Raw genomic sequence first — 23,559 nt, forward strand, 5'->3', positions numbered from 1 at the left:
CCGTACAATTACAGGACAAATTCCTGCAAATTTGGCAAATTCAGTTGATATGACTGCGGATTAGGCATGTTCGGTTTCGTTATTTCATTGCTGCTGTCGAAAAGCTGGACCAAGCTGTTTTTTGATATGTTGTTTAAGGATACCCATAATGCCCGCCATCGACCTTCCATTTTCACCAATAGAATATAGCCGTCGTCTTGAGCTGGTGCGCAGCGAGATGGCGGTGCGAAACTTGGACGCCTTGTTTGTGACGGACCCCAGCAATCAGGCGTGGCTGACTGGGTATGACGGATGGTCATTTTATGTGCATCAGGGCGTCATCGTCTTGCCAGACGCCGATCCGATTTGGTGGGGCCGTAACCAAGACACCAATGGCGCGTTGCGAACGGTGTGGATGGATGCCGATTCTGTGCGGGGCTACGCAGACGGTTTTGTGCAATCTACCGAACGACACCCGATGCAGGATCTTGCGGTTCATCTGGCCGCCGCCGGGGTAGAGGCGGGGCGCATCGGCGTCGAAATGGACAACTACTATTATTCTGCCAAGGCGCATGCATCGCTGTGCGAAAGCTTGCCAAAGGCGCAAGTGGTTGATGCGACTGCTTTGGTGAACTGGAAACGGGGGATTAAATCCGAACCGGAATTGGCATTCATGCGCAAAGCGGCGTTGATTTCGGAAAAGATCGTTGATGGGTTGATCGAACGGGTTGAACCGGGCGTGCCCAAAAACGAAATCGTCGCCGAGATTTACCGCGATGCAATTCGAGGTGTTGACGGGGCATGGGGCGACTACCCGGCGATTGTCCCGCTTTTGCCGTCTGGTTCTGACGCAGCCGCGCCGCATTTGACATGGGATGGCAGACCCTTTGCGACGGGCGAGGCGACATTCTTTGAGATTTCAGGGTGCTATCGCCGATATCATGCACCGTTTTGCCGGACGCTTTTCCTTGGCACACCGCCTGATTTCCTGAAACGGGCAGAGGCGGCATTGATCGAAGGGTTGGAAGCCGGGTTGGACAAAGCCCGCGCCGGCAACCGTGCCTGCGATGTTGCAAATGCATTGGCGGCGCCGCTGGAGAAGGCAGGGATCGAACGGGGCGCGCGCTGCGGCTATCCCATCGGCCTGAGCTATCCACCGGATTGGGGCGAACGCACGATATCGCTGCGCGCCGAGGATGAAACCGTGCTTGAGCCGAACATGACCTTCCATTTTATGCCCGGTCTTTGGATGAAGGATTGGGGGATCGAGATCACCGAAAGCATCCGCATTCGCGAGGATGGTGCTGCCGAGACGTTCTGCAACAGACCCCGGCAGATGTTCGTCAAATGACGCTGCAAGCCACCGTTGATCTGCTGGACCGGCTGATCGCGTATCCGACTGTTTCAACCGATAGCAATCTTGAACTGATCATCGACCTGTCCGGCAGGCTGCAATCGCTGGGCGCGCGAACACATATCTTTGGCGATGAAACCGGGTCAAAGGCGACGTTATTCGGATCATTGGGGCCGGATGTGCCGGGCGGCGTGTTGCTGTCGGGGCATTCCGATGTGGTGCCGGTGACCGATCAGGATTGGTCTAGCGATCCGTTCCAGATGCGTCAGGCCGACGGGCTGCTTTACGGCCGTGGCACCTGCGACATGAAGGGATTCATCGCGGCAACTGTGGTGATGGCGGAACACTATGCCACGCTGCCGCTGAAACGCCCCGTGCATTTCGCGTTTACCTATGACGAGGAAACCGGATGTCTGGGCGCGCAGGCATTGATACCCGAGCTGAACCGCCTTGGCATCAAGCCCGACATCGCCATCATTGGCGAGCCGACCGAGATGCGCGTGATTGAGGGGCATAAAGGCTGCTGTGAATATACCACGCGGTTTGAGGGGCTTGAGGGGCACGGGTCCTCCCCCGATCTGGGTGTGAATGCTGCCGAGTATGCGGTGCGCTATGTCACCCGGCTCATGGCGCTGCGCGAGGATTTGCGCGCGCGGGTCCCCGAGGGCAGCCGATTTGATCCACCCTATACCACGATCAACATTGGCGGAATTCGTGGCGGGCATGCGCATAATGTGATCGTCGGCAAGGCCGAGGTCGATTGGGAGTTCCGCCCGGTGCAGACGCGCGATTTGCGTTTCGTCAAAGAAACGATGGAAGCGTTTATCGAACAGGATTTGCTGCCGCAAATGCGGGCGGTGTACCCTCAGGCCGATATCTCGACCGAGACATTGGGCGAGGTCGTGGGCCTTGAGCCGATGAGCGAAAACGCCGCGCGTGACCTTGTGGCGGGGCTGGTCGGCGCGAACGGCGCTGATGTTGTCCCATTTGGGACCGAAGCAGGTCTGTTTCAGCAAATGGGCATGGATGTGGTCGTTTGCGGGCCGGGCTCAATCGCGCAGGCGCATAAGCCCGATGAATTCGTCAGCATTGATCAGCTCGAAAGCTGTCTTGGTATGTTGGAACGTCTTGGTCAGAAGTTGGTGTAGGGGCGCAAGGACATCCCGCGCCCCGAATGCCGTTTAACCCAAAGGCGAGTCAGCGTCGTGGATGTGGTCTTCGGCTGCATGAAAAAGATTTTCATCCTTGAGCGCGGTATAGGTTTCATCCAGCGCTTTCGTGGCGCGGGTCATGAAGGTGCCGATTTCCTCGGGTGTGATGACCAGCGGTGGGGAAATGATCATCCGGTCGCCCACGTGACGCATGACCAGATTATTGGCAAAGCAGCGTTCGCGGCACATATAGCCGACAGTGCCTGCAGCCCCTGCGAATTTCGACCGCGTTTCCTTGCGTGGGCTCAGGGGCAGGGATGCCATCATGCCCGATACATTAACGCCGCCCACAAGCGGATGCTCGGCCAGTTTGTCCAACCCTTCCTGTAGGGCGGGTGCAGCCACGTTATTCACGTGATCTAGGATTTTTTCATCTTGCATGATACGCAGGTTTTCCAGCGCGACGGCGGAACAAACCGGATGACCGGAATAAGTGTAGCCGTGGTTGAATTCGCCCGAACCGATCACTTCGGCGATTTCATCACATACAATCGACCCGCCGATGGGCTGATAGCCAGAGCTGAGGCCTTTGGCGATTGTCATGATATGCGGTTTGATCCCCATGGTTTGCGAGCCGAACCAATTGCCTGTGCGACCGAACCCGCAGATCACCTCGTCAGCGATGATCAGAACATCGTATTTATCGCAAATGCGTTGGATTTCCGGCCAGTAGGTGCTGGGGGGCACGATAACCCCGCCAGCCCCTTGGACGGGTTCACCGATAAAGGCCGCGACATTGTCTGCACCCAGTTCAAGAATTTTCGCCTCAAGTTCCTGTGCGCGGGCAAGGCCGAATGCCTCGGGTGTTTGATCGCCGCCTTCGGCCCACCAATCGGGTTGATTGATGTGGTGGATGCCCGGGATCGGCATGCCGCCTTGTTCGTGCATATAGGTCATGCCGCCCAGCGACCCTGACCCCATCGACGACCCGTGATAGGCGTTCTTGCGGCTGATGATGTGCGATTTCTCGGGTTTGTCCTTCATCGCCCAATAGGTGCGCACCATACGGATGTTGGTATCGTTTGCCTCGGACCCGGAGCCGGCAAAGAACACGTGGTTCAGATCACCGGGGGCGAGCTTTGCGATTTCTGTGGCCAAGGCGATTGCCGGTACATGGGATGTCATGAAGAACGTGTTGTAATAGTTCAGCTCAAGCATCTGGCGCGCGGCGACGTCGGCCATTTCCTGACGGCCATAGCCAATGTTCACACACCAAAGCCCCGCCATCCCATCGAGGATTTCATTCCCTTCGCTGTCGGTCAGGAATACGCCTTTGGCCTTGGTGATGATCCGCGCGCCTTTTTCGGCCAATTCATCATTTGTGGTAAACGGGTGCATGTGATGCGCGGCGTCCAGCGCCTGCAATTCGGCAGTGGGCAAGTGGTTGGTGATGTAGGACATGTATATGCACCTCAGGAATGTAGGAGAACGGTTAAGCGCAGAATATGATCAAATTATGCGGAGTCAATCGAATCGGATTAAAACTGCGTTGTATTAGACTGACGCCTGGATTTGGCGGATGCCTTGGCTGACATCTTCGGCCATCGCCTGGGCTGCCGCGTCAGGGTCTTTCACACGAAAAGCGTCCAATAAGTCCGCGTGTTTGTCGGGCAAATTAGATGTGCCAAAGCGCCCGCATACCACCCGCAGCGATGGGCCAAAACGCAGCCACAACCGGTCAACGGTTTCGGCCATGATCGGCGCATCTGCACTGTGATAAATCTTGCAATGGAACAGATAGTTTTGCGTCAGGTAGTCGCCAATATCACCCCGCAAAATGGCATCGTTCAGCGCATCATCAATCTGTTTGAGGGCCGTCAAAGCGTCTTTGGTCATGCGGGTTGCGGCACGGCGGGCAAGCTCGGCCTCTAGCGCTTTTCGCATAAAACCAAGTTCCTCGACGCCTTCTGGCGACAGGACTGGCACTGAAACACGGCGGTTTCCCTGATGCACCAATGCACCTTCGGCAATCAGGCGGCGCAATGCTTCGCGGACGGGTGTCATGCCTGCGCCCAGCGCCGTGATCAGCCCTTGAATTGTCACCGGTTGCCCGGGGGCCAGATCGCCAAAAAGAATCTGGCTCCGCAGTTGTTGATAGACGTGCTGATGGGCCGGAATTCTGGTGCCTGTCGTTTGAATAGACGCCGGGGGTGTTTGTATGTCGGAGCGGATCATTCAGTGTGCCCAAAAACTGTTCAGCTTGTGTTGCTTGCGCTATCGGCGCCTGCGTGAAATCATAAATTATCTTGTCGTAAGACGCAAAACTTGATCAAATTGACCAAAGGTCTGGATCAACCAAGCCTATCTAACGGGAGCAAAGAATGAAATATCGTATTCTGGGTGGCGTTGCGGCCACTGCAATGATCGCCACAAGCGCGCTGGGCGAGGAAGTCCGAGTCTACAACTGGTCCGATTACATCGACGAATCCCTGCTTGAAAAGTTCGAAGCCGAAACGGGCATTGATCTGATCTATGACGTCTTTGACAGCAACGAGGTGCTTGAAACCAAAATGCTCGCTGGCGGTTCTGGTTATGATGTCGTCGTGCCGTCCGGTACATTCTTGCAGCGCCAAATCTCGGCCGGTGCGTTCCAAAAGCTGGATAAATCCAAGCTGACGAACATCGGTAACATGTGGGACGTCATTGACGACCGCGTGTCGAAATATGACCCCGGCAACGAATATGCGATTAACTATATGTGGGGCACCACCGGTCTGGGCGTGAACATCAACAAGGTCAAAGAAGTCCTGGGCGAAGATGCACCAGTAGATTCGCTGGCATTGGTGCTTGATCCGTCGAACATGGAAAAGCTAGCCGAATGCGGCGTTCATTTTCTGGATGCGCCGGCGGAAATGATCCCTGCAGCGCTGCAGTATATTGGTGAAGACCCCGATGCGCAGGACCCTGAAACGATCGCCAAAGCTGAGCCCGTGCTGGCGGCAATCGCGCCGTTTATCCAAAAATTTCACAGCTCTGAATATATTAACGCATTGGCCAACGGCGATATCTGCGTGGCCTTTGGGTGGTCTGGCGATATTTTGCAGGCGCGTGATCGCGCAGCAGAGGCAGAAAATGGCGTTGAGATTGAATACTACGCACCGAAAGAGGGTGCTTTGATGTGGTTTGACAACATGGCGATCCCCGTGGATGCGCCGAACCCTGACGCCGCGCATAAATTCCTGAACTTCATCATGGATGCGCAGAACATGGCCACCGCGTCCAACTATGTTTATTACGCGAACGGCAACAAGGCGAGCCAGGAGTTTCTGGTTGAGGACGTGATCGGGGATACCGCGATTTACCCAGACGCGGCGACACTGGAAAACCTCTATACAACGTCGCCTTATGCGCCCAAGGTTCAACGTGTTGTAACGCGTCTTTGGACCAAGGTTAAATCCGGTACCTAAGCTGGTTCTGGCGGGGCGGGGCCATTCGGCCTTGCCCCTTTTTTTGACCCCGCCCGGCAAAAGGGCAGTGCAAAGGAATACCCCTAAGTGAGCCAGAAAGTATTCGCCCCTTGGGATGACCCGAACGAAAAGCCGCTGATCCGGTTTGAGAACGTTACCAAGAAGTTCGGTGATTTCACCGCGATCGATGACCTGACACTGAACATCTACGAGAGAGAATTTTTTGCGCTGCTGGGGCCGTCGGGCTGCGGCAAGACGACGATGATGCGTATGCTGGCGGGATTCGAAAACCCGACCTCGGGCAAGATGGAATTGTCGGGCAAGAATATTGCCGGTATTCCGCCCAACAAACGCGCTGTGAACATGATGTTTCAGTCCTATGCATTGTTCCCGCATCTCAGCGTTTGGGAGAATATCGCCTTTGGTCTCAAGCGCGGCAATATGGACAAACGAGACATTGCGGCACGTGTCGAAGAGATGCTCAAGCTGACGCGCCTGACCAAGTTTGCAGGTCGAAAGCCACATCAGATTTCAGGCGGCCAGCGTCAGCGGGTTGCCCTTGCGCGGTCCTTGGCAAAGGCACCTAAACTGTTGCTGTTGGATGAACCGCTTGGCGCTTTGGACAAGAAGCTGCGGCAGGATACCCAATTTGAACTGATGGATATCCAAGAGAGCACCGGGACGACATTTGTCATCGTGACCCACGACCAAGAAGAGGCGATGACCGTCGCAAGCCGGGTTGCCGTGATGGACGAAGGGCGCATTATTCAGGTCGCAACGCCCGATGGTATCTACGAGGCCCCTAATTCAGTGTATGTCGCTGATTTTATCGGGGACGTGAACATTATCGAAGGTACGGTCAAGCCAGCGGGTGATGGCATGTATTCGCTTGCTTGGGCCGAGAATGAGCCGCCGTTTTTAGCGAGCTCTGATCTGCCGTTCAGCGATGGGCAGAAAGCGCATCTTGCCATCCGGCCAGAGAAGATCGCGATCACGACCGAAAAGCCCGAAGAGGCAAAGAACGCCGTGCAGGGCAGCGTGTTGGATATTGCGTATCTGGGCAACCTCAGCACCTATCATGTTCAACTGGCGGGCGGGCAAATCATCAAGGCACAGACGGCGAATACCCGCCGTCTTTCCCGGCGTAGCATCACCTGGGAGGACAAAGTCTGGATCTCGTGGAACGCGACCGCTGGCGTGTTGCTTGAGCAATGAGTATGCGGCGATTTTTCCTGATCGCGGTCCCGTACGGCTGGCTTTTGGCGCTGTTTCTGGTCCCGTTCTTTATCGTGTTCAAGATATCGCTGTCTGATTTGGCGCTATCTATCCCACCCTATACGCCGACGATGAAAGACGGCTTTGGCCAGATGATCAAAGCCTTTGATTTTGAGAACTTCGTTTTTCTGACGACAGATGATCTGTATTGGAAAGCTTATCTTAGCAGTCTGAAGATCGCATTGATATCGACGGCTCTGGCGCTGCTGGTTGGGTATCCGATGGCCTATGGCATGGCGCGTGCACCCGAGGAATGGCGGCCCACGTTGATGATGTTGGTGATCCTGCCGTTCTGGACCAGCTTTCTGATCCGCGTCTATGCGTGGGTCGGCATCCTAAGCAACGAGGGTTTTCTAAACCAGTTTTTGCTGTGGACGGGTCTGATTTCCACCCCGCTGACTATTATGAACACAACGACAGCAGTCTATATCGGGATTGTTTATACGTATCTGCCGTTCATGATCCTGCCGATTTATGCCGCACTTGATCGGCTGGATGAATCACTGATCGAAGCGGCCGAAGATTTGGGATGTTCGCGTATCAAAGCATTCTGGCTGGTGACAATTCCGCTGTCTCGTAACGGCATCATAGCAGGCTGTTTTCTGGTCTTTATCCCGGCGCTTGGCGAATTTGTCATTCCATCGCTTTTGGGCGGTTCGGGTACATTGATGATCGGCAAAGTGCTGTTCGAGGAGTTCTTTAACAACCGTGATTGGCCGGTGGCCAGCGCCGTTGCAGTAATCTTGTTGCTGATCTTGATCGTGCCGATCATTCTGTTCCAGCGCAACCAACAGCGCCAAGCGGAGGCCGAAACATGAGGCGCACAAGCTGGTTCAATGTCACATCGCTGACCCTTGGGTTCGCGTTTTTGTACCTGCCGATGGTGTTGTTGGTGATCTACAGCTTCAACAGTTCGAAACTGGTGACCGTCTGGGCAGGGTTTTCGACCAAGTGGTACGGCGAACTGGTCCAGAACGAGGCATTTTTGGATGCTGCGCTGGTCACGCTTGAGGTCGCTGTGGCATCATCCACTTTGGCGACGATACTGGGTACAATGGCTGCTTATGTGTTGGTGCGCGGCGGACGTTTCTTGGGCCGCACGTTATTCTCGGGCATGATCTATGCGCCGCTCGTGATGCCCGAAGTGATCACTGGCCTGTCGCTTTTGCTGCTGTTTATCGGCATTGGATTAGACCGCGGCGTGCTGACGATCGTTCTGGCGCATACAACATTTTCAATGTGTTACGTGTCGGTTGTGGTCTCATCGCGGCTGGTGTCATTTGATCGCTCGCTTGAGGAAGCCGCACTTGATCTGGGGTGTTCGGCGTTTGATGCGTTTCGTCTCGTTACCCTGCCCATTATTGCGCCAGCTGTGATTTCGGGTTGGTTGCTTGCTTTCACCTTGTCGCTGGATGATTTGGTCATTGCGTCGTTCACCACGGGCCCGTCTTCAACCACCCTTCCGATCAAGATTTGGAGCGCGGTACGTTTGGGCGTGTCGCCAGAGATTAACGCATTGTCGACGATTATGATTGGTATCGTTACAGTGGGGGTGATTAGTGCGTCGTTGATTTCCAAGCGGAATGCGGTCAAGGCACAACAGGATATGCAGGCAGCGGAACGTGGGGCGACGTGAAGCGTATTTTCGATGATTTTGCTTATAGCGACGTGCCACGCGCTTTTTGCTGGTGGGATGAAACCTGCGAGGATGTAGGCCGCCCTGCTTTGGACCGCGATGAAACCTGCGATGTCGCGATCATTGGTGGCGGGTTCACAGGGCTTTCAGCGGCCCTGCATCTGGCGCAGGCCGGTGTAAAGGTCACCGTGCTGGAAAACCGCTATGTCGGTTGGGGTGCCTCGGGACGCAATGGCGGGTTTTGCTGTCTCGGTGGCGGGCGGCTTAGCGATCAGGCCCTTGATCGCAAGTTCGGCCGCGATAGCCGGATTGCTTTTCGGCAGGCTGAACTGGCCGCGGTCAAGATGGTTGATACCCTAACAACAGAGCATGATATCGAGATTGATCGTCATTCCGAGGGCGAGACCGAACTGGCCCATAGGCCAAAAGATATGGCTGATTTGCGCGCGCGCGTTCCGGAAATCAAAGAAAACTACGGTCTTGATGCGACGCTGATCGAAAAGCGGGAGCTTGCGGCTCATGGGCTGCGTGGGGATTTCCATGGCGCGTTGACAATTCCGGCCGGCTTTGCCTTGAACCCGCGAAAATACGTGACGGGGCTGGCAGGTGCCGCCGAGAAGGCTGGCGCGGTCATTTTCCACAACACAGCAGCGGAAAACATCGTCAAGACATCGCGCGGTTATCAGGTCCAGACCAAAATTGGATCTCTTAAGGCCAAGCAACTGCTGGTCGCGACGAATGGGTATTCTTCGGAAGGTATGCCAAATTGGCTGGCGGGCCGATACATGCCCGCGCAATCAAGCGTGATCGTGACGCGCCCGCTTACCGAAGCAGAAATCGAGGCGGCGGGCTGGTTTAGCAATCAGATGGTCTATGACAGCCGATACCTTTTGCATTATTTTAGGTTGATGCCTGATCGCCGGATGCTTTTCGGAATGCGCGGCGGATTGATGACGGGCCCCGCTGCCGAAGCGCGTGCGACTGCGCAGGTCCGGCGTGATTTCGAACAGTTTTTTCCAGCTTGGAGACATGTTGAAACCCCCTATAGCTGGTCGGGCATGGTCTGTCTGTCCCGGGACCACATGCCATTCGTAGGAGGGCTGCCGGGCAATAAAGGCATATTCGCGAGCCTTTGTTATCATGGAAATGGTGTTGCAATGGGAACATATTGCGGCGCGTTGGCGGCCAATGCGATTTTGGGGGAAACGGATACAATGCCTTTCCCGGCTGCGGTTCGAACACCCTTATCCCGGTTTGAGTTGGGCAGGTTCCGGCGGGCGTTGTTGCCGTTTGCCTATCTGTGGTATGGGCTCGCAGATCGATAGCGCATCTTCCCAAACGCGCTTCTTATCAACTTTTATCAATAGAATTTGAGGGGCCGAACCGATGAAGATTGCAATGATTGGCACGGGCTATGTCGGTTTGGTGTCCGGTGTCTGTTTTTCTGATTTCGGCCATGATGTTGTTTGCGTCGATAAAGACCCGAACAAAATTGCCCAGCTTGAACAAGGGATTGTCCCAATCTACGAGCCCGGTCTGGACGACCTGATGGCTAAAAACGTCAGCGCGGGCCGTCTATCGTTTTCCACCGATTTACAAGCCGCGGTTGACGGTGCTGATGCTATTTTCATCGCGGTTGGCACACCGACACGCCGGGGGGATGGGCATGCTGATCTGACATATGTCATGGCTGCCGCGATCGAAATTGCGGACGCCCTGACCGGATATGCCGTCATCGTGACCAAATCGACAGTCCCCGTCGGCACAAACCGGCAAGTTCAAAAGGTTATTACCGAGGCAAACCCCGAAGCCGACTTTGATATCGCGTCGAACCCCGAGTTTCTGCGCGAAGGTGCCGCGATTGATGACTTTATGCGTCCAGACCGTGTTGTTGTTGGCGTTGAGAGTGCCCGCGCCATTGAGGTGATGGGCGCGATATACCGCCCCCTATCGCTGCGTGAATTTTCGATTATGTACACTGGTTTGGAAAGCGCCGAGATGATAAAATATGCGGCGAACGCGTTTCTTGCGATGAAGATCACCTTCATCAACGAGATCGCGTCGCTGTGCGAGCGTACAGGCGCAGATGTGAAAATGGTGTCCAAGGGAATGGGCCTTGATAACCGGATTGGGTCCAAGTTTCTGCATGCCGGCCCTGGCTATGGCGGGAGCTGTTTCCCAAAGGATACGCAGGCACTTGCACGCATGGGGCAAGATCATGCGGTCCCGATGCAGTTAACAGAAACTGTGATTAAGGTGAACGATGAGGTGAAGCGCAGAATGGTCGATAAAGTGGTCGATATCTGCGGCGGATCGGTCAACGGTAAAACCATTGCTGTTCTAGGCGTTACTTTTAAACCCAACACTGACGATATGCGCGATGCACCCAGCCTTACCATCGTGCCGCAATTGGTCGGAAACGGTGCAAAGGTGCGTGTGGTGGATCCCCAAGGCAAGCACGAAGGAGAGGCATTATTGCCCGGTGTGTCGTGGCTTGACGATGTGTATCAGGCCGCACAAGACGCGGATGCGCTGGTGATTTTGACCGAGTGGAACGAATTCAGGGCACTGGACTTAAAGCGGATGGCCGAGCGTATGTCGACGCCTGTCATGGCTGACCTGCGCAATATTTATAGCCCCAAAGACGCGGAGAATGCAGGTTTTAGCGCCTATGTTTCGATTGGCCGCGCGGGGTATGGCGTTTAATCGGCCTCTCGTAATGCTGTGACATCTGCTGTTGTAATCTTACTTCCCCCGGCAAGGATCAGATGTGTGGCACCTTCTTCAATCCTCGCTTCCGTGATGCGTGAATAGGTTGTGGCTTCTGTCTCATTGACTAATTCCCCGGCCTTAAAGCTTTCAACCTTAAAGCTGTAAGTTCCGGCTGGAAAAGGGGTGCCGTTTGAGGAAACGCCGGCCCATTGCACAGGCTCGTCAGAGACGGGGATAAGGCTCCGCAGCACTTCCGTGCCCTGCGCGTTGTAGGCAACCAGCTCAGCGCGATCTGCCCCGGCTGTTGCAGTCGGCAGAACAGTGATGGGGGAGCCGCTGAACTCGGCAGGGGCCGTTGTTCGTGCCTCCATCCCGATCCAGCTTGCGATTTGGCTGATGCCGCCGCCGCTCAGTTGGGCCGATAAGGCGGTGAGCAGATCATTGGACTTTACCTGCTGTTCAACCATAGAAAATTGCGCCAGCTGCGCAGAGTATTCCGAGGAATCAATAGGCTCAAGCGGATCTTGATAGCGTGCCTGCGTGGTCAGCATCTGCAGAAATGTTTCGAAATCAGACGATATTACGCTTTTGGATTGTACGGCAGCTGTCGCGGTTTGTGTTGTTGAGGCGGCTGAACTTGTTGCAGTGACTGTCATGTAAACTTCTTCCTATATACGAATATCAAGGCCCGTGTCGCCCAGCGGCGTAGGGGCGTTTTCAGCAATTGCGTCAGCGGCGGGTAGTTCAGGTTGATCCTCCATAAGCGAATTTTCATTGGCTATTATATCGGATTGCTGTGGCGTACCGTCGCCTTCGTGGCTGAAAGAGAACCCAGGATCGGCATAACCGAGCAGCTTTAGTTCTTGGTCAAGTTGGTCAATGTTGCGTCGTAACATATCGAGAGTTTCAGGTCGTTCGGCTTGCACATTTACAATAAGACCCGCTTCCGCTTGGCTAATGGACAGCCTGACACGCCCAAGTTCTTCGGGGCTCAGCGCCACATCCACGGTCTTGCTGCCGCTTGTGTGGATTACCTCGGCCAATTGGGGCGGGATGTGTTGCGGGATTGCAGCTTTGACGGCGAACTGTGTCGGTGTCTGTGACACGCTACGGGACTGCTCCGTCAGAGGTGTCTGTATCAGTTCAGCCTCTGTGTCAGCATCAGACGCGCCAAGCCCGAGGCGAAGGTTATCTGCTGTGTCGCTGGATTGATGAAGTTGCGCGGCTGATGTCGCCATATTCGCGGCGCGCGCCTGAGGTATCAAAGTGGTTCGAGTTTTAGCAGCCTCGGAGGTTTTGGTCTCTGGCCTATCCTTACTTGGCAAGTCGCTCCGTACTTCGCGGCCGGCTTTGGTTGTCGCTATTCCAAGTTGGGGGGGTGACGATGGTTGACCGTTCGAAGCTGTCACAAAACTATAGTTCGCACTGGGCTTTGTCGCTGCAAGGCCAGTCTGCGAGGGTTGTGTGGTATCCGGTTTGGCTACAACTTTATCTTGATTTTTTGACTCATTGGATGTGCTTTTCAGATCTCTTCGAGGGTTAAGCGCACCCTTTGTGCTTAGCTCATTGTGAGGCGTTGCGGGTTCAGTTTTTGAAGGCTTGGGTTCACCTAGCGCATTTGGTACGGCTACCAGTTTTTGCGTCTCTGCAGGATCAAACACCCGGGAAATTTGGCCTGACCCCTTGCCATCCAGATGCCTAGGCTCTGTTGATGACCCTACCTGAACCGGGTTCAGTTGAGCACTATTTGAAGCTGTTGTTCGTTCCCCAGAGTTCTGGCGTGGCAATTCAGATGCATGTTTTTTTGAATCAGTTGCGTGATACAATACCTCGCCATTTTCGGCGGATTTGGCTGCGAAAATAACCTCAGAGTTCTTAGTTGTTGGAACAGCCTGTTGAGATAAAACTTTTTGAAGAACGAGGTTATTAGGCTGATCTTCCGCCGGTTGTGGGGGCACCTGAGCAGGTGTCGAAAGCATTTGCGCCGGGTTCGCCTTTGGCGCGGCCTGCGCCGTCCTTGTTTCGCCAGAACGGCCGTGCGTATCCGTCCCAACCGGTATAATCCTAGGATTTTCTCCAGCTTTAGGCCAAAGCGAAGCCTCTGCCGCGCTTTGAAGAGTGGTGCCTCTGCCGTCTGTTGGTTCACCTGTCGCGCGCCGATGACCGCGTTCAATAGGGGCTTTGTCACCCATCGCGAGTTCTTCGTTTTCATTTTCGCCCGCTAGCTGTTCGTCACGCTGGGCAGCATCTGTTTCGACGCGGGATTCACCTCGCATTTCAGGATGTGTTTCCTCAGCGTCAGTGCCAGTGATATTAGGGTGTCTACCAGCGATGTCACCACTTTCGCGGGTCTCCTCCGCTTGCGTGAGTTCGGTGAATATTGCGGAAAACTGTGTGTATTTCGTACCTGCCGCTGGCGGCGAGTTCTGATAACCGCTGTCTACCGCGGTCGATTGGCGATCTGCTTTTGCCCCATTTCCGTTCACTGAACTGAGCGCATCTGACAACTGCATCTAACTACTCCAAAAGGGTATTCCGGTTCGCGACGAATATGACGAGAGATAGTTACCGGTTGTTTACCGGTTTCTGAGCATGATCAGCAAAGTAGGTGCAATTTAAGGAATAATGACATGGATATCCCGGCGATACGGGGCGTCTCGGGTCAGGTGAATGGTCCGCAGAAGCGTCTTTATGAAACTGCGCAAGAACTCGAAGCCACGTTTCTGGCTGAAATGTTGAAGTCTGCGGGGTTTGGTGAAGCCCGAGACAGTTTCGGAGGGGGAGCAGGAGAAGAGCAATTTGGATCATTTCTGTTGCAACAACAGGCGATGCAGATTGTTAAGGCCGGCGGTATTGGCCTTACGGAAACCCTATTTCAAGCATTGAGAGACAAAACCGATGACCCAACAAATTGATACATTAATTGAGTCACTAGATGATGTTCTAGAGGCCGAGCGGTCCGCGTTAATCACGGGAAAGCTAGAGCTCCTCACTAATATGGCAGATAAAAAAGAGGAGCTGATTGAGGCGTTGAACAGTGCAAAATTCGACGACGACACATCGCTTAAGCTGCTGGATATAAAGGTAAAACGCAACCAAGAGCTTCTAAATAATGCGCTTGATGGAATTCGTAAGGTCACGCGCCGGATGGCGGCGTTTCGCCGGGTACAGGCATCTCTCGAGACCTACGATAAGAATGGCGACAAGTGCATTGTAGAGGTCGCGCCCAAATCTTCGGTCGAGCGCCGCGCCTGATTTTGAATCAAATGCGGGTCATTGGGTCCGGCAAAATTAGGGAGCTGTTAAGCGAAACAAGAACATGGTGCAGGTGCATCCGAGGTCGGGTGGCGCACCATTTTGTAGTTGAATGTGTGCACAGGTCAGAATGGCATTTTGGTCCAGCCCCAGGGGGGAGGGCCGCAAACGGACGCAAAGCGTCATTGACTAAAGGAACATGTTCATGTCGAGCATTAACACAAACAACGGCGCAATGGTTGCGCTTCAAACTCTTCGTTCCATCAACCGGGACCTGACTGCGACACAAAGCGCAATTTCCACAGGTAAGGACATCAATACTGCAAAAGATAACTCTGCGATCTGGGCGATTTCCAAGGTCATGGAGTCTGATGTCGCCGGCTTTGAAGCGGTTCAGGATTCTCTCGCGGTGGGCGAATCCACGGTAGCGGTTGCCTCTGCTGGTGCAGAACAAATCGTTGAAACGCTCAAAGAAATGAAGGCGCTCTCCGTCGCTGGACAATCTGAAACTGCTGATTTCGCAAAAATCGATGCGGACATGCAGGAAAAGATTGCCCAGATTACTGCGATCACAGAAGGATCTCAGTTCAACGGCGTAAACCTTCTTAAAGCTGATATTGACGGAAATGCCAGTACCAGTTTGACAGTGGTTTCATCGCTGGACCGCGTTGGTTCAGGTGCACCTACAGTAACCACGATTGATGTCGCCACAGCCGACTTTACCACCAATCTGGATGCCTCAACCATCACACCGATCACTGATTCCGTCACTGCGGCAACTGCGTTTTCCGACATTGAAAGTTTCTTGATCGTTGCAATTGACGGTGCAGCAGCCCTTGGTGCGTCTGCTCAACGGATCTCCGACCAAGGAGAATTCATGAGCAAGCTAAGCGATGCTGTGACATCCGGTATCGGCTCTCTGGTAGACGCTGATATGGAAGCGGCGTCCGCGAAGCTTCAAGCGCTGCAAACTCAGCAGCAGCTGGGTGTGCAATCGCTCTCCATTGCAAACCAGGCACCGCAGACAATCCTGTCGCTCTTCCGGTAAGCGAACAGTCCCGGGCGCGCATGATTGCGCCCGGGACATTCGCAGCGGAACTTCATAATACAGGAAAGGCTTCCCAGTGAATGCAACGAATTTAGCTCAGCGGGCTTATGCGCCGACCACGGCACCAACAAAGTCCAACAGAAGCATGGAATATGATGTGATCGCAAAGATCACTTACCGGCTTAAGAAAGCTATTGAAGCGGATGAATTAAGCCCATTGCTTAGTGCTCTTCACGAAAACAGGAAGCTTTGGCGCATGTTGGCTGTTAATGTCGCTGATTCGGAAAATTTGCTTCCCGATGATCTGCGCGCCCGCATCTTCTATCTTTCAGAATTCACAAACCAACATACGACCAAGGTCATCAGAAAAACCGCGTCCGCTGTGCCATTGCTCGAGGTAAACACCGCAATTTTACGCGGCCTTAGATCGGAAGGACCAGCATCATGACGGGTCTTGTTCTTAAGCTCAGCCCTAAAGAGCGCATTCTCATAAATGGCGCAGTCATCGAGAATGGTGACCGCCGTAGTCGATTGGCGATTATGACCCCAGACGCTAATATTCTGCGCCTTCGCGATGCGATCCACCCCGAAGATGCCAAAACACCAGTCAGACGGGTATGTTACGCGCTGCAACTGGTTCTTTCGGGGGATAGCGAACCAGATGAGGTATATCTGTCGCTCCTTCGCCAGATTGAAGAACTGAGCCAAGTATTCACGGACGCTGACAGCCGGGCTGTATTGACCGAAGCCAGCACAGCAATCATCGCAACGCAGCATTATCGTGCAATGAAAGCTCTGAAATCTTTGTTCCCGCGTGAGGACCGCTTGTTGGCGGTGGGGTCGAGGTAATGTTCCAACCAATCATACCATTTTCAGGTTTGACGGGTTGGCGTTTCCTCCAGAATACATACGATCGCCAATTCGAGACATTTTCCAAATCTGCTGAGTTGCAGCGGGATACGGAGTATTTTCAAGATAAAATATCGAGTATCGAAACGGCGGAAGATCTTGTAAAGGACCGGCGGCTGCTCAGCGTTGCACTTGGCGCTTACGGTCTGCGGGATGATATAGACAACCGGTATTTCATTCAGAAGATTCTTGAGGAAGGAACGTCGAATGACGATTCCCTTGCAAACAGGTTCGCGGACCCGAAATACGCTGAATTTTCAAAAGCTTTTGGTTTTGGGCCGGGAGAGGTCTTGCGAACATCCGCACCTGATTTTTCATCAAACATGATTGAACTATATCAGGCGAATAGTTTTGAGGTTGCTGCTGGCGAACAAGACAGCACAATGAGGGTTGCCTTGTATACTCAGCGTGAGATGAGCGAACTGGCTGCGTCTGATGGGTCAATCGATACGAAATGGTACACCATTATGGGTGACCCACCTTTGCGGAGCGTCTTTGAAAATGCTCTCAATTTACCTGAGGCATTTGGCCAGATCGATATTGATCAGCAACTTGCAGTGTTCAAGGACAGGGCCAAAAAGCAGTTTGGTACGGATGATATTTCTGTGTTCTCAGATCCCGCTCAGCTTGAGGATTTGATCACAACATACATTGTCCGTGAACAGTTGAGCAATTTCAACTCCAGCCTGTCATCTGGATCAATCGCCTTGACCTTGTTGCAAAGTTAGGTCGCAGTTTTGACGGCGCTGCTTTGCTTGGCTGCAGCTTTCGTCCGGCGCAAAAGAAGTTCCAGCTGATTGAAGCTTTGCGAAATCTCACCACTATCATGGCTTCCTAAGAACTCCTCGAGCGCGGGCCATAGGGCGATTGCCAAGTCAATATCCGGATCCGAACCTGGAGAGTATAACCCAGCCTGAATCATGATTGAGTTGTGCTCATAAGTTGATGTAATTCTGCGTACTTCTTGGATGGTCTTGTTTTGGGCTTCGGTGGCTGCGTCGGGGAGACATCGCGAAACTGACCGCAAGAGATCAATGGCAGGGAACCTTCCACGCTCAGCTATTTCCCGCTCCAACACGACGTGCCCATCCAATACACCCCGAAGAATGTCAGCGATGGGCTCTTCCATATCCGAACCTGCCACAAGAACGCTAAAGATCGCGGTGATATCCCCTCGACCCAATTGCCCAGGCCCCGCCCGTTCACATAACTGCATTATAAGATGAGCGGTTGATGGCGGATGACCCCGTAAAACCGGGGCCTCGCCACCTGCCACGGCAACTTCACGATGTGCCTCGGCAAAGCGCGTAATGGAATCAGCCAAGAATAGAACGGATTTTCCTTGATCCCGAAAATATTCGGCGACAGCCATCGCAGTCCATGCACATCGGCGGCGCAAAAGCGGTGATTGATCTGAAGTTGCCGCGACAACAACGGCGCGTTTCAACCCATACTCGCCCAGAACATTATCGACAAAATGTCTCAGTTCTCTTCCACGTTCTCCTATCATCGCGATAACCACCACATCGGATTTCATCTCGGTTGCGAGTGTTCCGAGTAAGGTGGATTTACCCACGCCTGACCCGGCAAAAAGCCCTATGCGCTGACCTTGCGCGATTGGTAAAAGGGTGTTGGTGATTGCAAGTCCGGTTCCCAGCCGGTCGCCAAGCGGTTTTCGCGTCGCGGCCTTTGGCGGATGCGCGCGAAGCTGCTGAACTTCGCTGCCGGGACTTAATGGTTTGCCATCCAAAGGATTGCCATTGGCATCAATTATTCTTCCGATCCAATGGTTTGAAGGGAATATTTGCCCAGGATTCCCCAGCGCAATCCGATCGTTTAGGGCAATGCCATCTAGTGTGTCATCGGGAAGAATGATCACAGTTTCACCAACGAGTTGAACGATCTCGCCCGACAGCATACCGCCATTGCCTAGGTAAATTTTTGTCCAGTCACCAATTCTGGCGCTACCGCCCAGCCCCGAGGCATGCACGACGCCAGCTTCGACACGCGTTACACGGCCGATCGGCGTGGCCGCTTTGATATTTCGAATTTGATGGATAACGGCCTGAATGTCTTTGGCTTCAATCATACAATTCTCTTCCCTGTGCAAACTGTTTCTAAAGGAATCAGGGTTAAGCCTTGGTTGAAATCCAACGAAGGAGAATCCTTTGATGTTTGAGCAGTTAGAAGTGTTCAGTATGTCTTCTGCGATGGCGGTACACGCAGGCCAGCGCCAAGCAATTATTTCGCAGAATGTGGCGAATGCGGATACGCCAAATTATGTCGCAAAAGATATCCCGGATTTTCATTCGACTTATCGCAGTGATCCGATGTCAATTTTGCCGCGCGCGACCAGGGCCGGTCATTTGCATGGGTCATTGGCCGGATCACGGGATATTGAAAGCTTTGAATCCAAGGCAGAAGCCGAACCGAATGGTAATGCCGTTTCGCTCGAAACCGAAATACTGAAATCTGTAGAGGCAAAGCGCCAACATGATCGTGCTTTGGCCATCTATAAGTCCGCCCTTAGCGTTTTACGCACTGCGATCAGCAAGTAGGGGATAATAAATGAGCGATTTTTCTAAATCCCTTGAGGTATCGTCTAGCGGCCTGCGCGCCCAGGCAACTCGGCTGCGCCACCTGTCAGAAAATATCTCAAATGCTGACACGCCTGGATATCGCAGAAAGCTGGTTTCGTTTGAAACGGCATTTGGGGATGGCAACACCACATCGACAGTCCAAACCGGGCCGGTGCGCTTGGATCAAAGTGTCTTGGAAACTGTCTATGACCCCTCGCATCCGCTTGCCAATGATTTGGGTGAGTATGACGGCTCAAACGTTAACCTTCTTATCGAACTCACTGACGCTAAAGAAGCGCAGCGTAGTTACGAGGCGAACCTGAAGATGTTCGAACAGACGCGCAAGATGTCAGCAGGTCTGATGGACCTCTTGCGCCGTTAACCTAAAACCAAAGGAGATCCAGAATGGATATCAAAGCAATTTCCGCTGCTCAAAAATACTCCGCAGCCAAGCCGGCTGTCTTGGCTGATGAAAACAGTTCTTCACTCTTGCAAGATACGGCCTCTGATTTCGCTCAAGTTCTTGCCAATAGCGAAACCGCGGCCAAAGAATCTATGATTGGTGATGCTGATCCGCACGCGCTGGTCCAAGCGTTGGCGCAGACCGAATTGGTCGTCGAGACCGCCGTCGCTGTGCGGAATAAAGTGGTCGAGGCCTATCAGGAAATTTTAAGGATGCCTGTGTAATGCTGACCGAAGTCGTTTTCTACGACACAATGCGACAAGGCTTATGGGTTGCCTTAACAATATCGGTCCCAATTCTAACCGTTGCGTTGGTTACCGGTGTTGCAATCGGCTTGGTCCAAGCCCTGACATCGATTCAGGAAATGACACTTACTTTCGTCCCAAAACTTGCCGCGATTGGCGCGGTTTTCTGGATATCGATGAGCTTCATGACAGAAGCGCTCGTCTCGTTCTTTCACGACCGCATCGTTCCGCTGATCATTGGAGGCTAAATGGACAACGCAAGCTATACGATCCTGACCCGCCAAACTGGTCTTGCCAGAGAGTTGCAGGTTGTCGCGAATAACATTGCGAATTTGGCTACCACCGGGTTTCGGTCTGAAGGTGTCATTTTTTCTGAATATATTCAAGGTGTTAATAATGGAAATTCCCTGTCTATGGGTATGGGGAATGTACACAATACCAGCTTCACGCAAGGCGTTCTGACGCAAACGGGCGGCAGTCTCGATTTCGGGATCGAAGGCAACGGATATTTCTTGATCGAGACGCCACGTGGCGAGCGGTTAACCCGCGCGGGCTCGTTCTCATCAAATGCCCAAGGCGAGCTGGTTACCCATGACGGCTATCGCGTGTTGGATGCTGGTGGTGCCCCAATATTTGTTCCGGCTGATGCGGGCCCGCTGTCAGCTTCTTCTGACGGCACGTTAAGTGTTAACGGTGCGCCGATTGCCCAGCTGGGCATTGTACGTCCAAATGCGCCGCTTGATTTGGTGCGCGAAGACGGGGTGATGTTTCGCGCCGATGCAGGTTTTGAACAGGCGCAGGATGCACGTGTTGCCCATGGTTTTACCGAAGGGTCAAACGTCAATTCCGTGGGTCAGCTTGCGCGGATGATTGAGGTCCAGCGCGCCTATGAAATGGGCCAGAGCTTTCTTGAAAGCGAAGATGAACGAATGCGCACCGCGTTGAAATCACTGTCTCAGTAACTTGAAGTAAAGATATCGGAGTAGCCAAATGCGAGCCCTAAAAATTGCCGCAACCGGAATGAGCGCGCAGCAAATGCGCGTTGAAACAATTTCGAACAACCTCGCGAACATGAGCACCACCGGCTATAATGCCCGCCGCGCCGAGTTTTCAGACCTGCACTATCAACAGCTTGCACGTGCTGGGTCGATTAACGCTTCGGATGGAACGGTATTGCCGACGGGTGTTCAGCTTGGCCTGGGAGTTCGTCCGGCCGCGGTTTCAATGCAGCTGGGTCAGGGCGCGTTGTCCCAGACGGGCGGAGATCTTGACGTCGCAATTGAAGGGAAAGGCTATTTCGAGGTGACCCTCCCTTCTGGGCAGGTCGCGTTTACCCGTGACGGTGGTCTTAAACGGACCGGAGAGGGATTGATCGTTACCTCCGACGGGTTCCCGGTTTCACCTGAAATTGTCATACCCGAGGACGCCCGCAGCATTTCAATCAATTCAGGCGGCGAAGTTTTCGCTTACTTCGACGGGAACACTGCCGGCCAATTATTGGGGCAGTTTACCATGTCAGGTTTCAGCAATGCAAAAGGCTTGGAGGCTTTGGGAGGCAACCTGTTCATCGAGACCGAAGCGTCCGGACCGGCGCTTGCATCTACACCCGGGCAGAATGGGTTGGGGACGTTGCGGCAGGGATACCTCGAGGATAGTTCCGTCGATGCTGTTCGTGAGATCACCGAGCTGATCGAAGCGCAGCGTGGCTATGAAATGAATGCGAAAGTCATTTCGGCAGCAGATCAAATGATGGGTGCGACGACCCAAATCCGATGATTAAGTATCTGTATTTTATATCGCCCTTTGTTATCGCGTCTTCATGTTTGGCTGACATGGTTGTGCCCACCCGCACCATCAGGGCAGACGCGATTATTCGTGAAAACGATGTGGCATTGCACAGAGGTCAAAACGCGGATGTGTTTGATCGCCTGAGCTATGTGATCGGGAAGGAGGCGCGTGTTGCTCTCTATGCTGGGCGGCCCATTCGGTTCGACGAAATTGGGCCGCCGGCGATCATTAACCGAAATCAGATTGTGGGTGCCTTTTTTACGGGCAATGGACTGCGCATTGCGACCGAGGTGCGCGCATTAGAGCGGGGCGGCGTAGGTGATTATATCAGGGTCATGAACCTTGCCTCGCGCGCCACGATTTTTGGGCAGGTTTTACCGGACGGGTCAGTTCAGATTGCAAATTGAGAAGTGCGTATGAAAAAGATCAGTATGATTATCGGTATTTTTGTCAGCGCGGCCGGCTGTGCGCGAATTGATCATATAGGCCGCGCACCAAGCTTTAGTGAGGCGTTGCAGGGGGCCGAACATAGCGCGATGGTGTACGATTCTCTCCCCATGCGCCTTAAGCCAGTGCGTATGGTGGATGAATCCTCGCTTTGGTCAGGCGGACGGAATTCGCTGCTTGGAGATCGGCGGGCAATGCAGCGCGGTGATATCATGACCGTTGTGGTCGAGATCGACGAGAATGCAGAGATTTCTAATCAGAGTGATCGCTCCCGTTCCGGTTCTGAAACTCTTTCGGTGCCAAGCCTTCTAGGCATTCCGCAGCGTTTGGATGAAAAACTGCCCGCCGGGGCGACGTCTGCCGATTTGGTAAACCTGAGTTCCAATAGCAGTTCCTCTGGTGATGGGTCGGTCAAACGGAACGAAAAGCTTACGTTGAGGGTGGCCGCAACAGTTGTGGACGTTTTGCCAAACGGTGTGCTGTCGATCGAGGGGACTCAGGAACTGCGGGTGAACTTTGAGTTACGAGAGCTTTTGGTAACTGGCTTTGTACGGCCCGAAGATATCTCGCGCCAAAACGAGATAACTTATGACAAAATTGCGTCCGCGCGTGTGTCTTATGGCGGCCGCGGCCAGATCAGCGATATGCAGCAGCCTCGAATAGGTCAACAAATTCTTGAGGCCGTTCTTCCATTCTAGAGAAAGCCGTTATGAAAAAGCTTTTACCCATAATCGTGTTCATTTTATTTGCTGCTATTGGTGTTGGTGCGGGAAAATTCTTGCAGCCGGCACCCGAGGTGGAGGTCGTCGAGGCACCAACTGAGGAAGGCGAAACAGATGAGCCCCTGCCCACCCGATCTCCGGATCAACCACCGAGAGATCCCGACGAAGTTATTGAGTATGTTAAGCTTAACAACCAATTTGTTGTCCCAATCGTTATAGATGAACGTGTGGCGTCGCTGATCGTGATGTCGCTCAGCATTGAAACAACCGATTTGAAGAAAGACGACGTCCTGCGAAAAGAGCCAAAGTTGCGTGATTCCTTTTTGCAGGTGCTGTTCACCCATGCAAATTTGGGGGGATTCAATGGTGAGTTCACAAGGGTCGATAAGCTGAACAGCTTGCGGCGTTTGCTTGTTGAAGTTGCACAGCGTGATGTAGGAAAAGAGGCTGTTTACGACGTCTTAATACTAGAGATCGCACGTCAAGATTATTGATTTCCAGGGACCACCTGCGTGCGAAGCCGAGCGTT

At 53.4% G+C, this 23,559-nt stretch carries 28 protein-coding genes; 23 read left to right on the forward strand and 5 right to left on the reverse strand.

Features of this window, described 5'->3' with window-relative positions; all coding sequences use genetic code 11:
* Positions 1-148 precede the first annotated feature (148 nt).
* Together BM347_RS10310 and argE are read left to right on the forward strand one after the other, a co-directional pair.
* Positions 149-1,330: a M24 family metallopeptidase gene (locus tag BM347_RS10310; RefSeq protein ID WP_093916378.1), complete on the forward strand. Its 1,182-nt coding sequence runs from the start codon at positions 149-151 to the stop codon at positions 1,328-1,330.
* On the forward strand, positions 1,327-2,481 hold the full coding sequence (gene argE, locus BM347_RS10315; protein WP_093916379.1) for an acetylornithine deacetylase: 1,155 nt from the start codon (positions 1,327-1,329) through the stop codon (positions 2,479-2,481). The genes BM347_RS10310 and argE overlap by 4 nt, the downstream gene beginning before the upstream one ends.
* A gap of 33 nt (positions 2,482-2,514) precedes the next feature.
* Here argE and BM347_RS10320 read toward each other — a convergent pair whose 3' ends face one another.
* Positions 2,515-3,945, reverse strand: a complete 1,431-nt coding sequence (locus tag BM347_RS10320; RefSeq protein ID WP_093916380.1) for an aspartate aminotransferase family protein — start codon at positions 3,943-3,945, stop codon at positions 2,515-2,517.
* Positions 3,946-4,038: 93 nt separating this feature from the next.
* A complete protein-coding gene (locus BM347_RS10325; protein WP_093916381.1) occupies positions 4,039-4,719 on the reverse strand; it encodes a GntR family transcriptional regulator in 681 nt (226 codons plus the stop codon).
* A gap of 146 nt (positions 4,720-4,865) precedes the next feature.
* Between BM347_RS10325 and BM347_RS10330 the strand changes: the two genes are divergently transcribed.
* The 6 genes from BM347_RS10330 to BM347_RS10355 all read left to right on the forward strand — a co-directional run bounded on the left by BM347_RS10330 (position 4,866) and on the right by BM347_RS10355 (position 11,568).
* Positions 4,866-5,951, forward strand: a complete 1,086-nt coding sequence (locus BM347_RS10330; RefSeq protein WP_093916382.1) for a polyamine ABC transporter substrate-binding protein — start codon at positions 4,866-4,868, stop codon at positions 5,949-5,951.
* 87 nt (positions 5,952-6,038) lie between these two features.
* On the forward strand, positions 6,039-7,166 hold the full coding sequence (locus BM347_RS10335) for an ABC transporter ATP-binding protein (RefSeq protein WP_093916383.1): 1,128 nt from the start codon (positions 6,039-6,041) through the stop codon (positions 7,164-7,166).
* Between the two features lie 2 nt (positions 7,167-7,168).
* Positions 7,169-8,044 (forward strand): ABC transporter permease subunit, encoded by an 876-nt coding sequence (locus BM347_RS10340; protein WP_093916384.1) that lies wholly within the window; start codon positions 7,169-7,171, stop codon positions 8,042-8,044.
* Positions 8,041-8,862 carry an ABC transporter permease gene (locus tag BM347_RS10345; protein WP_093916385.1) on the forward strand — a complete coding sequence of 274 codons (822 nt, stop codon included), beginning with the start codon at positions 8,041-8,043 and terminating at the stop codon, positions 8,860-8,862. The genes BM347_RS10340 and BM347_RS10345 overlap by 4 nt, the downstream gene beginning before the upstream one ends.
* Positions 8,859-10,187: an NAD(P)/FAD-dependent oxidoreductase gene (locus BM347_RS10350; protein WP_093916386.1), complete on the forward strand. Its 1,329-nt coding sequence runs from the start codon at positions 8,859-8,861 to the stop codon at positions 10,185-10,187. Before BM347_RS10345 ends, BM347_RS10350 begins: the two co-directional genes overlap by 4 nt.
* A gap of 61 nt (positions 10,188-10,248) precedes the next feature.
* Positions 10,249-11,568, forward strand: coding sequence for a UDP-glucose dehydrogenase family protein (locus BM347_RS10355; protein ID WP_093916387.1), 1,320 nt, complete (start codon positions 10,249-10,251; stop codon positions 11,566-11,568).
* Here the strand turns inward: BM347_RS10355 and BM347_RS10360 are convergent.
* Both BM347_RS10360 and BM347_RS10365 read right to left on the reverse strand, forming a co-directional pair.
* Complete coding sequence (locus BM347_RS10360) at positions 11,565-12,230, reverse strand: flagellar hook capping FlgD N-terminal domain-containing protein (RefSeq protein WP_093916388.1); 666 nt, start codon at positions 12,228-12,230, stop codon at positions 11,565-11,567. The two genes, BM347_RS10355 and BM347_RS10360, sit on opposite strands and share 4 nt — an antisense overlap.
* Before the next feature lie 12 nt (positions 12,231-12,242).
* Positions 12,243-14,087: a flagellar hook-length control protein FliK gene (locus BM347_RS10365; RefSeq protein WP_093916389.1), complete on the reverse strand. Its 1,845-nt coding sequence runs from the start codon at positions 14,085-14,087 to the stop codon at positions 12,243-12,245.
* 117 nt (positions 14,088-14,204) lie between these two features.
* Between BM347_RS10365 and BM347_RS10370 the strand changes: the two genes are divergently transcribed.
* The 6 genes from BM347_RS10370 to BM347_RS10395 all read left to right on the forward strand — a co-directional run bounded on the left by BM347_RS10370 (position 14,205) and on the right by BM347_RS10395 (position 17,514).
* Positions 14,205-14,489, forward strand: a complete 285-nt coding sequence (locus BM347_RS10370) for a rod-binding protein (RefSeq protein WP_093916390.1) — start codon at positions 14,205-14,207, stop codon at positions 14,487-14,489.
* Entirely contained in the window at positions 14,473-14,829 is a 357-nt protein-coding gene (locus tag BM347_RS10375) for a flagellar biosynthesis protein FlgN (RefSeq protein ID WP_245764243.1), read from the forward strand. The genes BM347_RS10370 and BM347_RS10375 overlap by 17 nt, the downstream gene beginning before the upstream one ends.
* Positions 14,830-15,034: 205 nt before the next feature.
* A complete protein-coding gene (locus BM347_RS10380) occupies positions 15,035-15,877 on the forward strand; it encodes a flagellin N-terminal helical domain-containing protein (protein WP_093916622.1) in 843 nt (280 codons plus the stop codon).
* Between the two features lie 76 nt (positions 15,878-15,953).
* A complete protein-coding gene (gene flaF / locus BM347_RS10385) occupies positions 15,954-16,325 on the forward strand; it encodes a flagellar biosynthesis regulator FlaF (RefSeq protein ID WP_093916391.1) in 372 nt (123 codons plus the stop codon).
* Complete coding sequence (flbT, locus tag BM347_RS10390; protein WP_093916392.1) at positions 16,322-16,726, forward strand: flagellar biosynthesis repressor FlbT; 405 nt, start codon at positions 16,322-16,324, stop codon at positions 16,724-16,726. Before flaF ends, flbT begins: the two co-directional genes overlap by 4 nt.
* Positions 16,726-17,514: a DUF1217 domain-containing protein gene (locus tag BM347_RS10395; RefSeq protein WP_093916393.1), complete on the forward strand. Its 789-nt coding sequence runs from the start codon at positions 16,726-16,728 to the stop codon at positions 17,512-17,514. Before flbT ends, BM347_RS10395 begins: the two co-directional genes overlap by 1 nt.
* Here BM347_RS10395 and BM347_RS10400 read toward each other — a convergent pair.
* A complete protein-coding gene (locus BM347_RS10400) occupies positions 17,511-18,875 on the reverse strand; it encodes a FliI/YscN family ATPase (protein ID WP_093916394.1) in 1,365 nt (454 codons plus the stop codon). The genes BM347_RS10395 and BM347_RS10400 overlap by 4 nt on opposite strands.
* Before the next feature lie 82 nt (positions 18,876-18,957).
* Here BM347_RS10400 and BM347_RS10405 point away from each other — a divergent pair, with 82 nt between their 5' ends.
* From BM347_RS10405 to BM347_RS10445, 9 genes are read left to right on the forward strand one after another with little or no spacing between them, the layout of a single operon-like run.
* A complete protein-coding gene (locus BM347_RS10405; RefSeq protein WP_093916395.1) occupies positions 18,958-19,344 on the forward strand; it encodes a FlgB family protein in 387 nt (128 codons plus the stop codon).
* Positions 19,345-19,354: 10 nt separating this feature from the next.
* Positions 19,355-19,747 (forward strand): flagellar basal body rod protein FlgC, encoded by a 393-nt coding sequence (gene flgC, locus BM347_RS10410; protein WP_093916396.1) that lies wholly within the window; start codon positions 19,355-19,357, stop codon positions 19,745-19,747.
* Between the two features lie 23 nt (positions 19,748-19,770).
* Positions 19,771-20,052: a flagellar hook-basal body complex protein FliE gene (gene fliE / locus BM347_RS10415; protein WP_093916397.1), complete on the forward strand. Its 282-nt coding sequence runs from the start codon at positions 19,771-19,773 to the stop codon at positions 20,050-20,052.
* On the forward strand, positions 20,052-20,321 hold the full coding sequence (locus BM347_RS10420; protein ID WP_093916398.1) for a flagellar biosynthetic protein FliQ: 270 nt from the start codon (positions 20,052-20,054) through the stop codon (positions 20,319-20,321). The genes fliE and BM347_RS10420 overlap by 1 nt, the downstream gene beginning before the upstream one ends.
* Positions 20,322-21,035 carry a flagellar hook-basal body complex protein gene (locus tag BM347_RS10425; RefSeq protein WP_093916399.1) on the forward strand — a complete coding sequence of 238 codons (714 nt, stop codon included), beginning with the start codon at positions 20,322-20,324 and terminating at the stop codon, positions 21,033-21,035.
* Positions 21,036-21,063: 28 nt separating this feature from the next.
* Entirely contained in the window at positions 21,064-21,849 is a 786-nt protein-coding gene (gene flgG / locus BM347_RS10430) for a flagellar basal-body rod protein FlgG (protein ID WP_093916400.1), read from the forward strand.
* On the forward strand, positions 21,846-22,268 hold the full coding sequence (gene flgA / locus BM347_RS10435) for a flagellar basal body P-ring formation chaperone FlgA (RefSeq protein WP_093916401.1): 423 nt from the start codon (positions 21,846-21,848) through the stop codon (positions 22,266-22,268). Before flgG ends, flgA begins: the two co-directional genes overlap by 4 nt.
* 9 nt (positions 22,269-22,277) lie before the next feature.
* On the forward strand, positions 22,278-23,006 hold the full coding sequence (gene flgH / locus BM347_RS10440) for a flagellar basal body L-ring protein FlgH (RefSeq protein WP_093916402.1): 729 nt from the start codon (positions 22,278-22,280) through the stop codon (positions 23,004-23,006).
* Between the two features lie 11 nt (positions 23,007-23,017).
* The gene (locus BM347_RS10445) at positions 23,018-23,524 is read left to right on the forward strand and encodes a hypothetical protein (RefSeq protein WP_093916403.1); all 507 of its coding nucleotides are present in this window, start codon (positions 23,018-23,020) and stop codon (positions 23,522-23,524) included.
* The last annotated feature ends 35 nt before the right edge of the window (positions 23,525-23,559 follow it).

Source organism: Sulfitobacter marinus (genome assembly GCF_900116285.1).
GTDB lineage: Bacteria > Pseudomonadota > Alphaproteobacteria > Rhodobacterales > Rhodobacteraceae > Sulfitobacter > Sulfitobacter marinus.

Bases quoted from the DNA above. Each gene is read 5' to 3' on its own strand.
- BM347_RS10310 (WP_093916378.1), top strand. From the start codon at position 149: ATGCCCGCCATCGACCTTCCATTTTCACCAATAGAATATAGCCGTCGT.
- argE (WP_093916379.1), top strand. From the start codon at position 1,327: ATGACGCTGCAAGCCACCGTTGATCTGCTGGACCGGCTGATCGCGTAT.
- BM347_RS10320 (WP_093916380.1), bottom strand. From the start codon at position 3,945: ATGTCCTACATCACCAACCACTTGCCCACTGCCGAATTGCAGGCGCTG.
- BM347_RS10325 (WP_093916381.1), bottom strand. From the start codon at position 4,719: ATGATCCGCTCCGACATACAAACACCCCCGGCGTCTATTCAAACGACA.
- BM347_RS10330 (WP_093916382.1), top strand. From the start codon at position 4,866: ATGAAATATCGTATTCTGGGTGGCGTTGCGGCCACTGCAATGATCGCC.
- BM347_RS10340 (WP_093916384.1), top strand. From the start codon at position 7,169: ATGCGGCGATTTTTCCTGATCGCGGTCCCGTACGGCTGGCTTTTGGCG.
- BM347_RS10345 (WP_093916385.1), top strand. From the start codon at position 8,041: ATGAGGCGCACAAGCTGGTTCAATGTCACATCGCTGACCCTTGGGTTC.
- BM347_RS10355 (WP_093916387.1), top strand. From the start codon at position 10,249: ATGAAGATTGCAATGATTGGCACGGGCTATGTCGGTTTGGTGTCCGGT.
- BM347_RS10360 (WP_093916388.1), bottom strand. From the start codon at position 12,230: ATGACAGTCACTGCAACAAGTTCAGCCGCCTCAACAACACAAACCGCG.
- BM347_RS10365 (WP_093916389.1), bottom strand. From the start codon at position 14,087: ATGCAGTTGTCAGATGCGCTCAGTTCAGTGAACGGAAATGGGGCAAAA.
- BM347_RS10370 (WP_093916390.1), top strand. From the start codon at position 14,205: ATGGATATCCCGGCGATACGGGGCGTCTCGGGTCAGGTGAATGGTCCG.
- BM347_RS10375 (WP_245764243.1), top strand. From the start codon at position 14,473: ATGACCCAACAAATTGATACATTAATTGAGTCACTAGATGATGTTCTA.
- BM347_RS10380 (WP_093916622.1), top strand. From the start codon at position 15,035: ATGTCGAGCATTAACACAAACAACGGCGCAATGGTTGCGCTTCAAACT.
- flbT (WP_093916392.1), top strand. From the start codon at position 16,322: ATGACGGGTCTTGTTCTTAAGCTCAGCCCTAAAGAGCGCATTCTCATA.
- BM347_RS10395 (WP_093916393.1), top strand. From the start codon at position 16,726: ATGTTCCAACCAATCATACCATTTTCAGGTTTGACGGGTTGGCGTTTC.
- BM347_RS10400 (WP_093916394.1), bottom strand. From the start codon at position 18,875: ATGATTGAAGCCAAAGACATTCAGGCCGTTATCCATCAAATTCGAAAT.
- BM347_RS10405 (WP_093916395.1), top strand. From the start codon at position 18,958: ATGTTTGAGCAGTTAGAAGTGTTCAGTATGTCTTCTGCGATGGCGGTA.
- flgC (WP_093916396.1), top strand. From the start codon at position 19,355: ATGAGCGATTTTTCTAAATCCCTTGAGGTATCGTCTAGCGGCCTGCGC.
- fliE (WP_093916397.1), top strand. From the start codon at position 19,771: ATGGATATCAAAGCAATTTCCGCTGCTCAAAAATACTCCGCAGCCAAG.
- BM347_RS10420 (WP_093916398.1), top strand. From the start codon at position 20,052: ATGCTGACCGAAGTCGTTTTCTACGACACAATGCGACAAGGCTTATGG.
- BM347_RS10425 (WP_093916399.1), top strand. From the start codon at position 20,322: ATGGACAACGCAAGCTATACGATCCTGACCCGCCAAACTGGTCTTGCC.
- flgG (WP_093916400.1), top strand. From the start codon at position 21,064: ATGCGAGCCCTAAAAATTGCCGCAACCGGAATGAGCGCGCAGCAAATG.
- flgA (WP_093916401.1), top strand. From the start codon at position 21,846: ATGATTAAGTATCTGTATTTTATATCGCCCTTTGTTATCGCGTCTTCA.
- flgH (WP_093916402.1), top strand. From the start codon at position 22,278: ATGAAAAAGATCAGTATGATTATCGGTATTTTTGTCAGCGCGGCCGGC.
- BM347_RS10445 (WP_093916403.1), top strand. From the start codon at position 23,018: ATGAAAAAGCTTTTACCCATAATCGTGTTCATTTTATTTGCTGCTATT.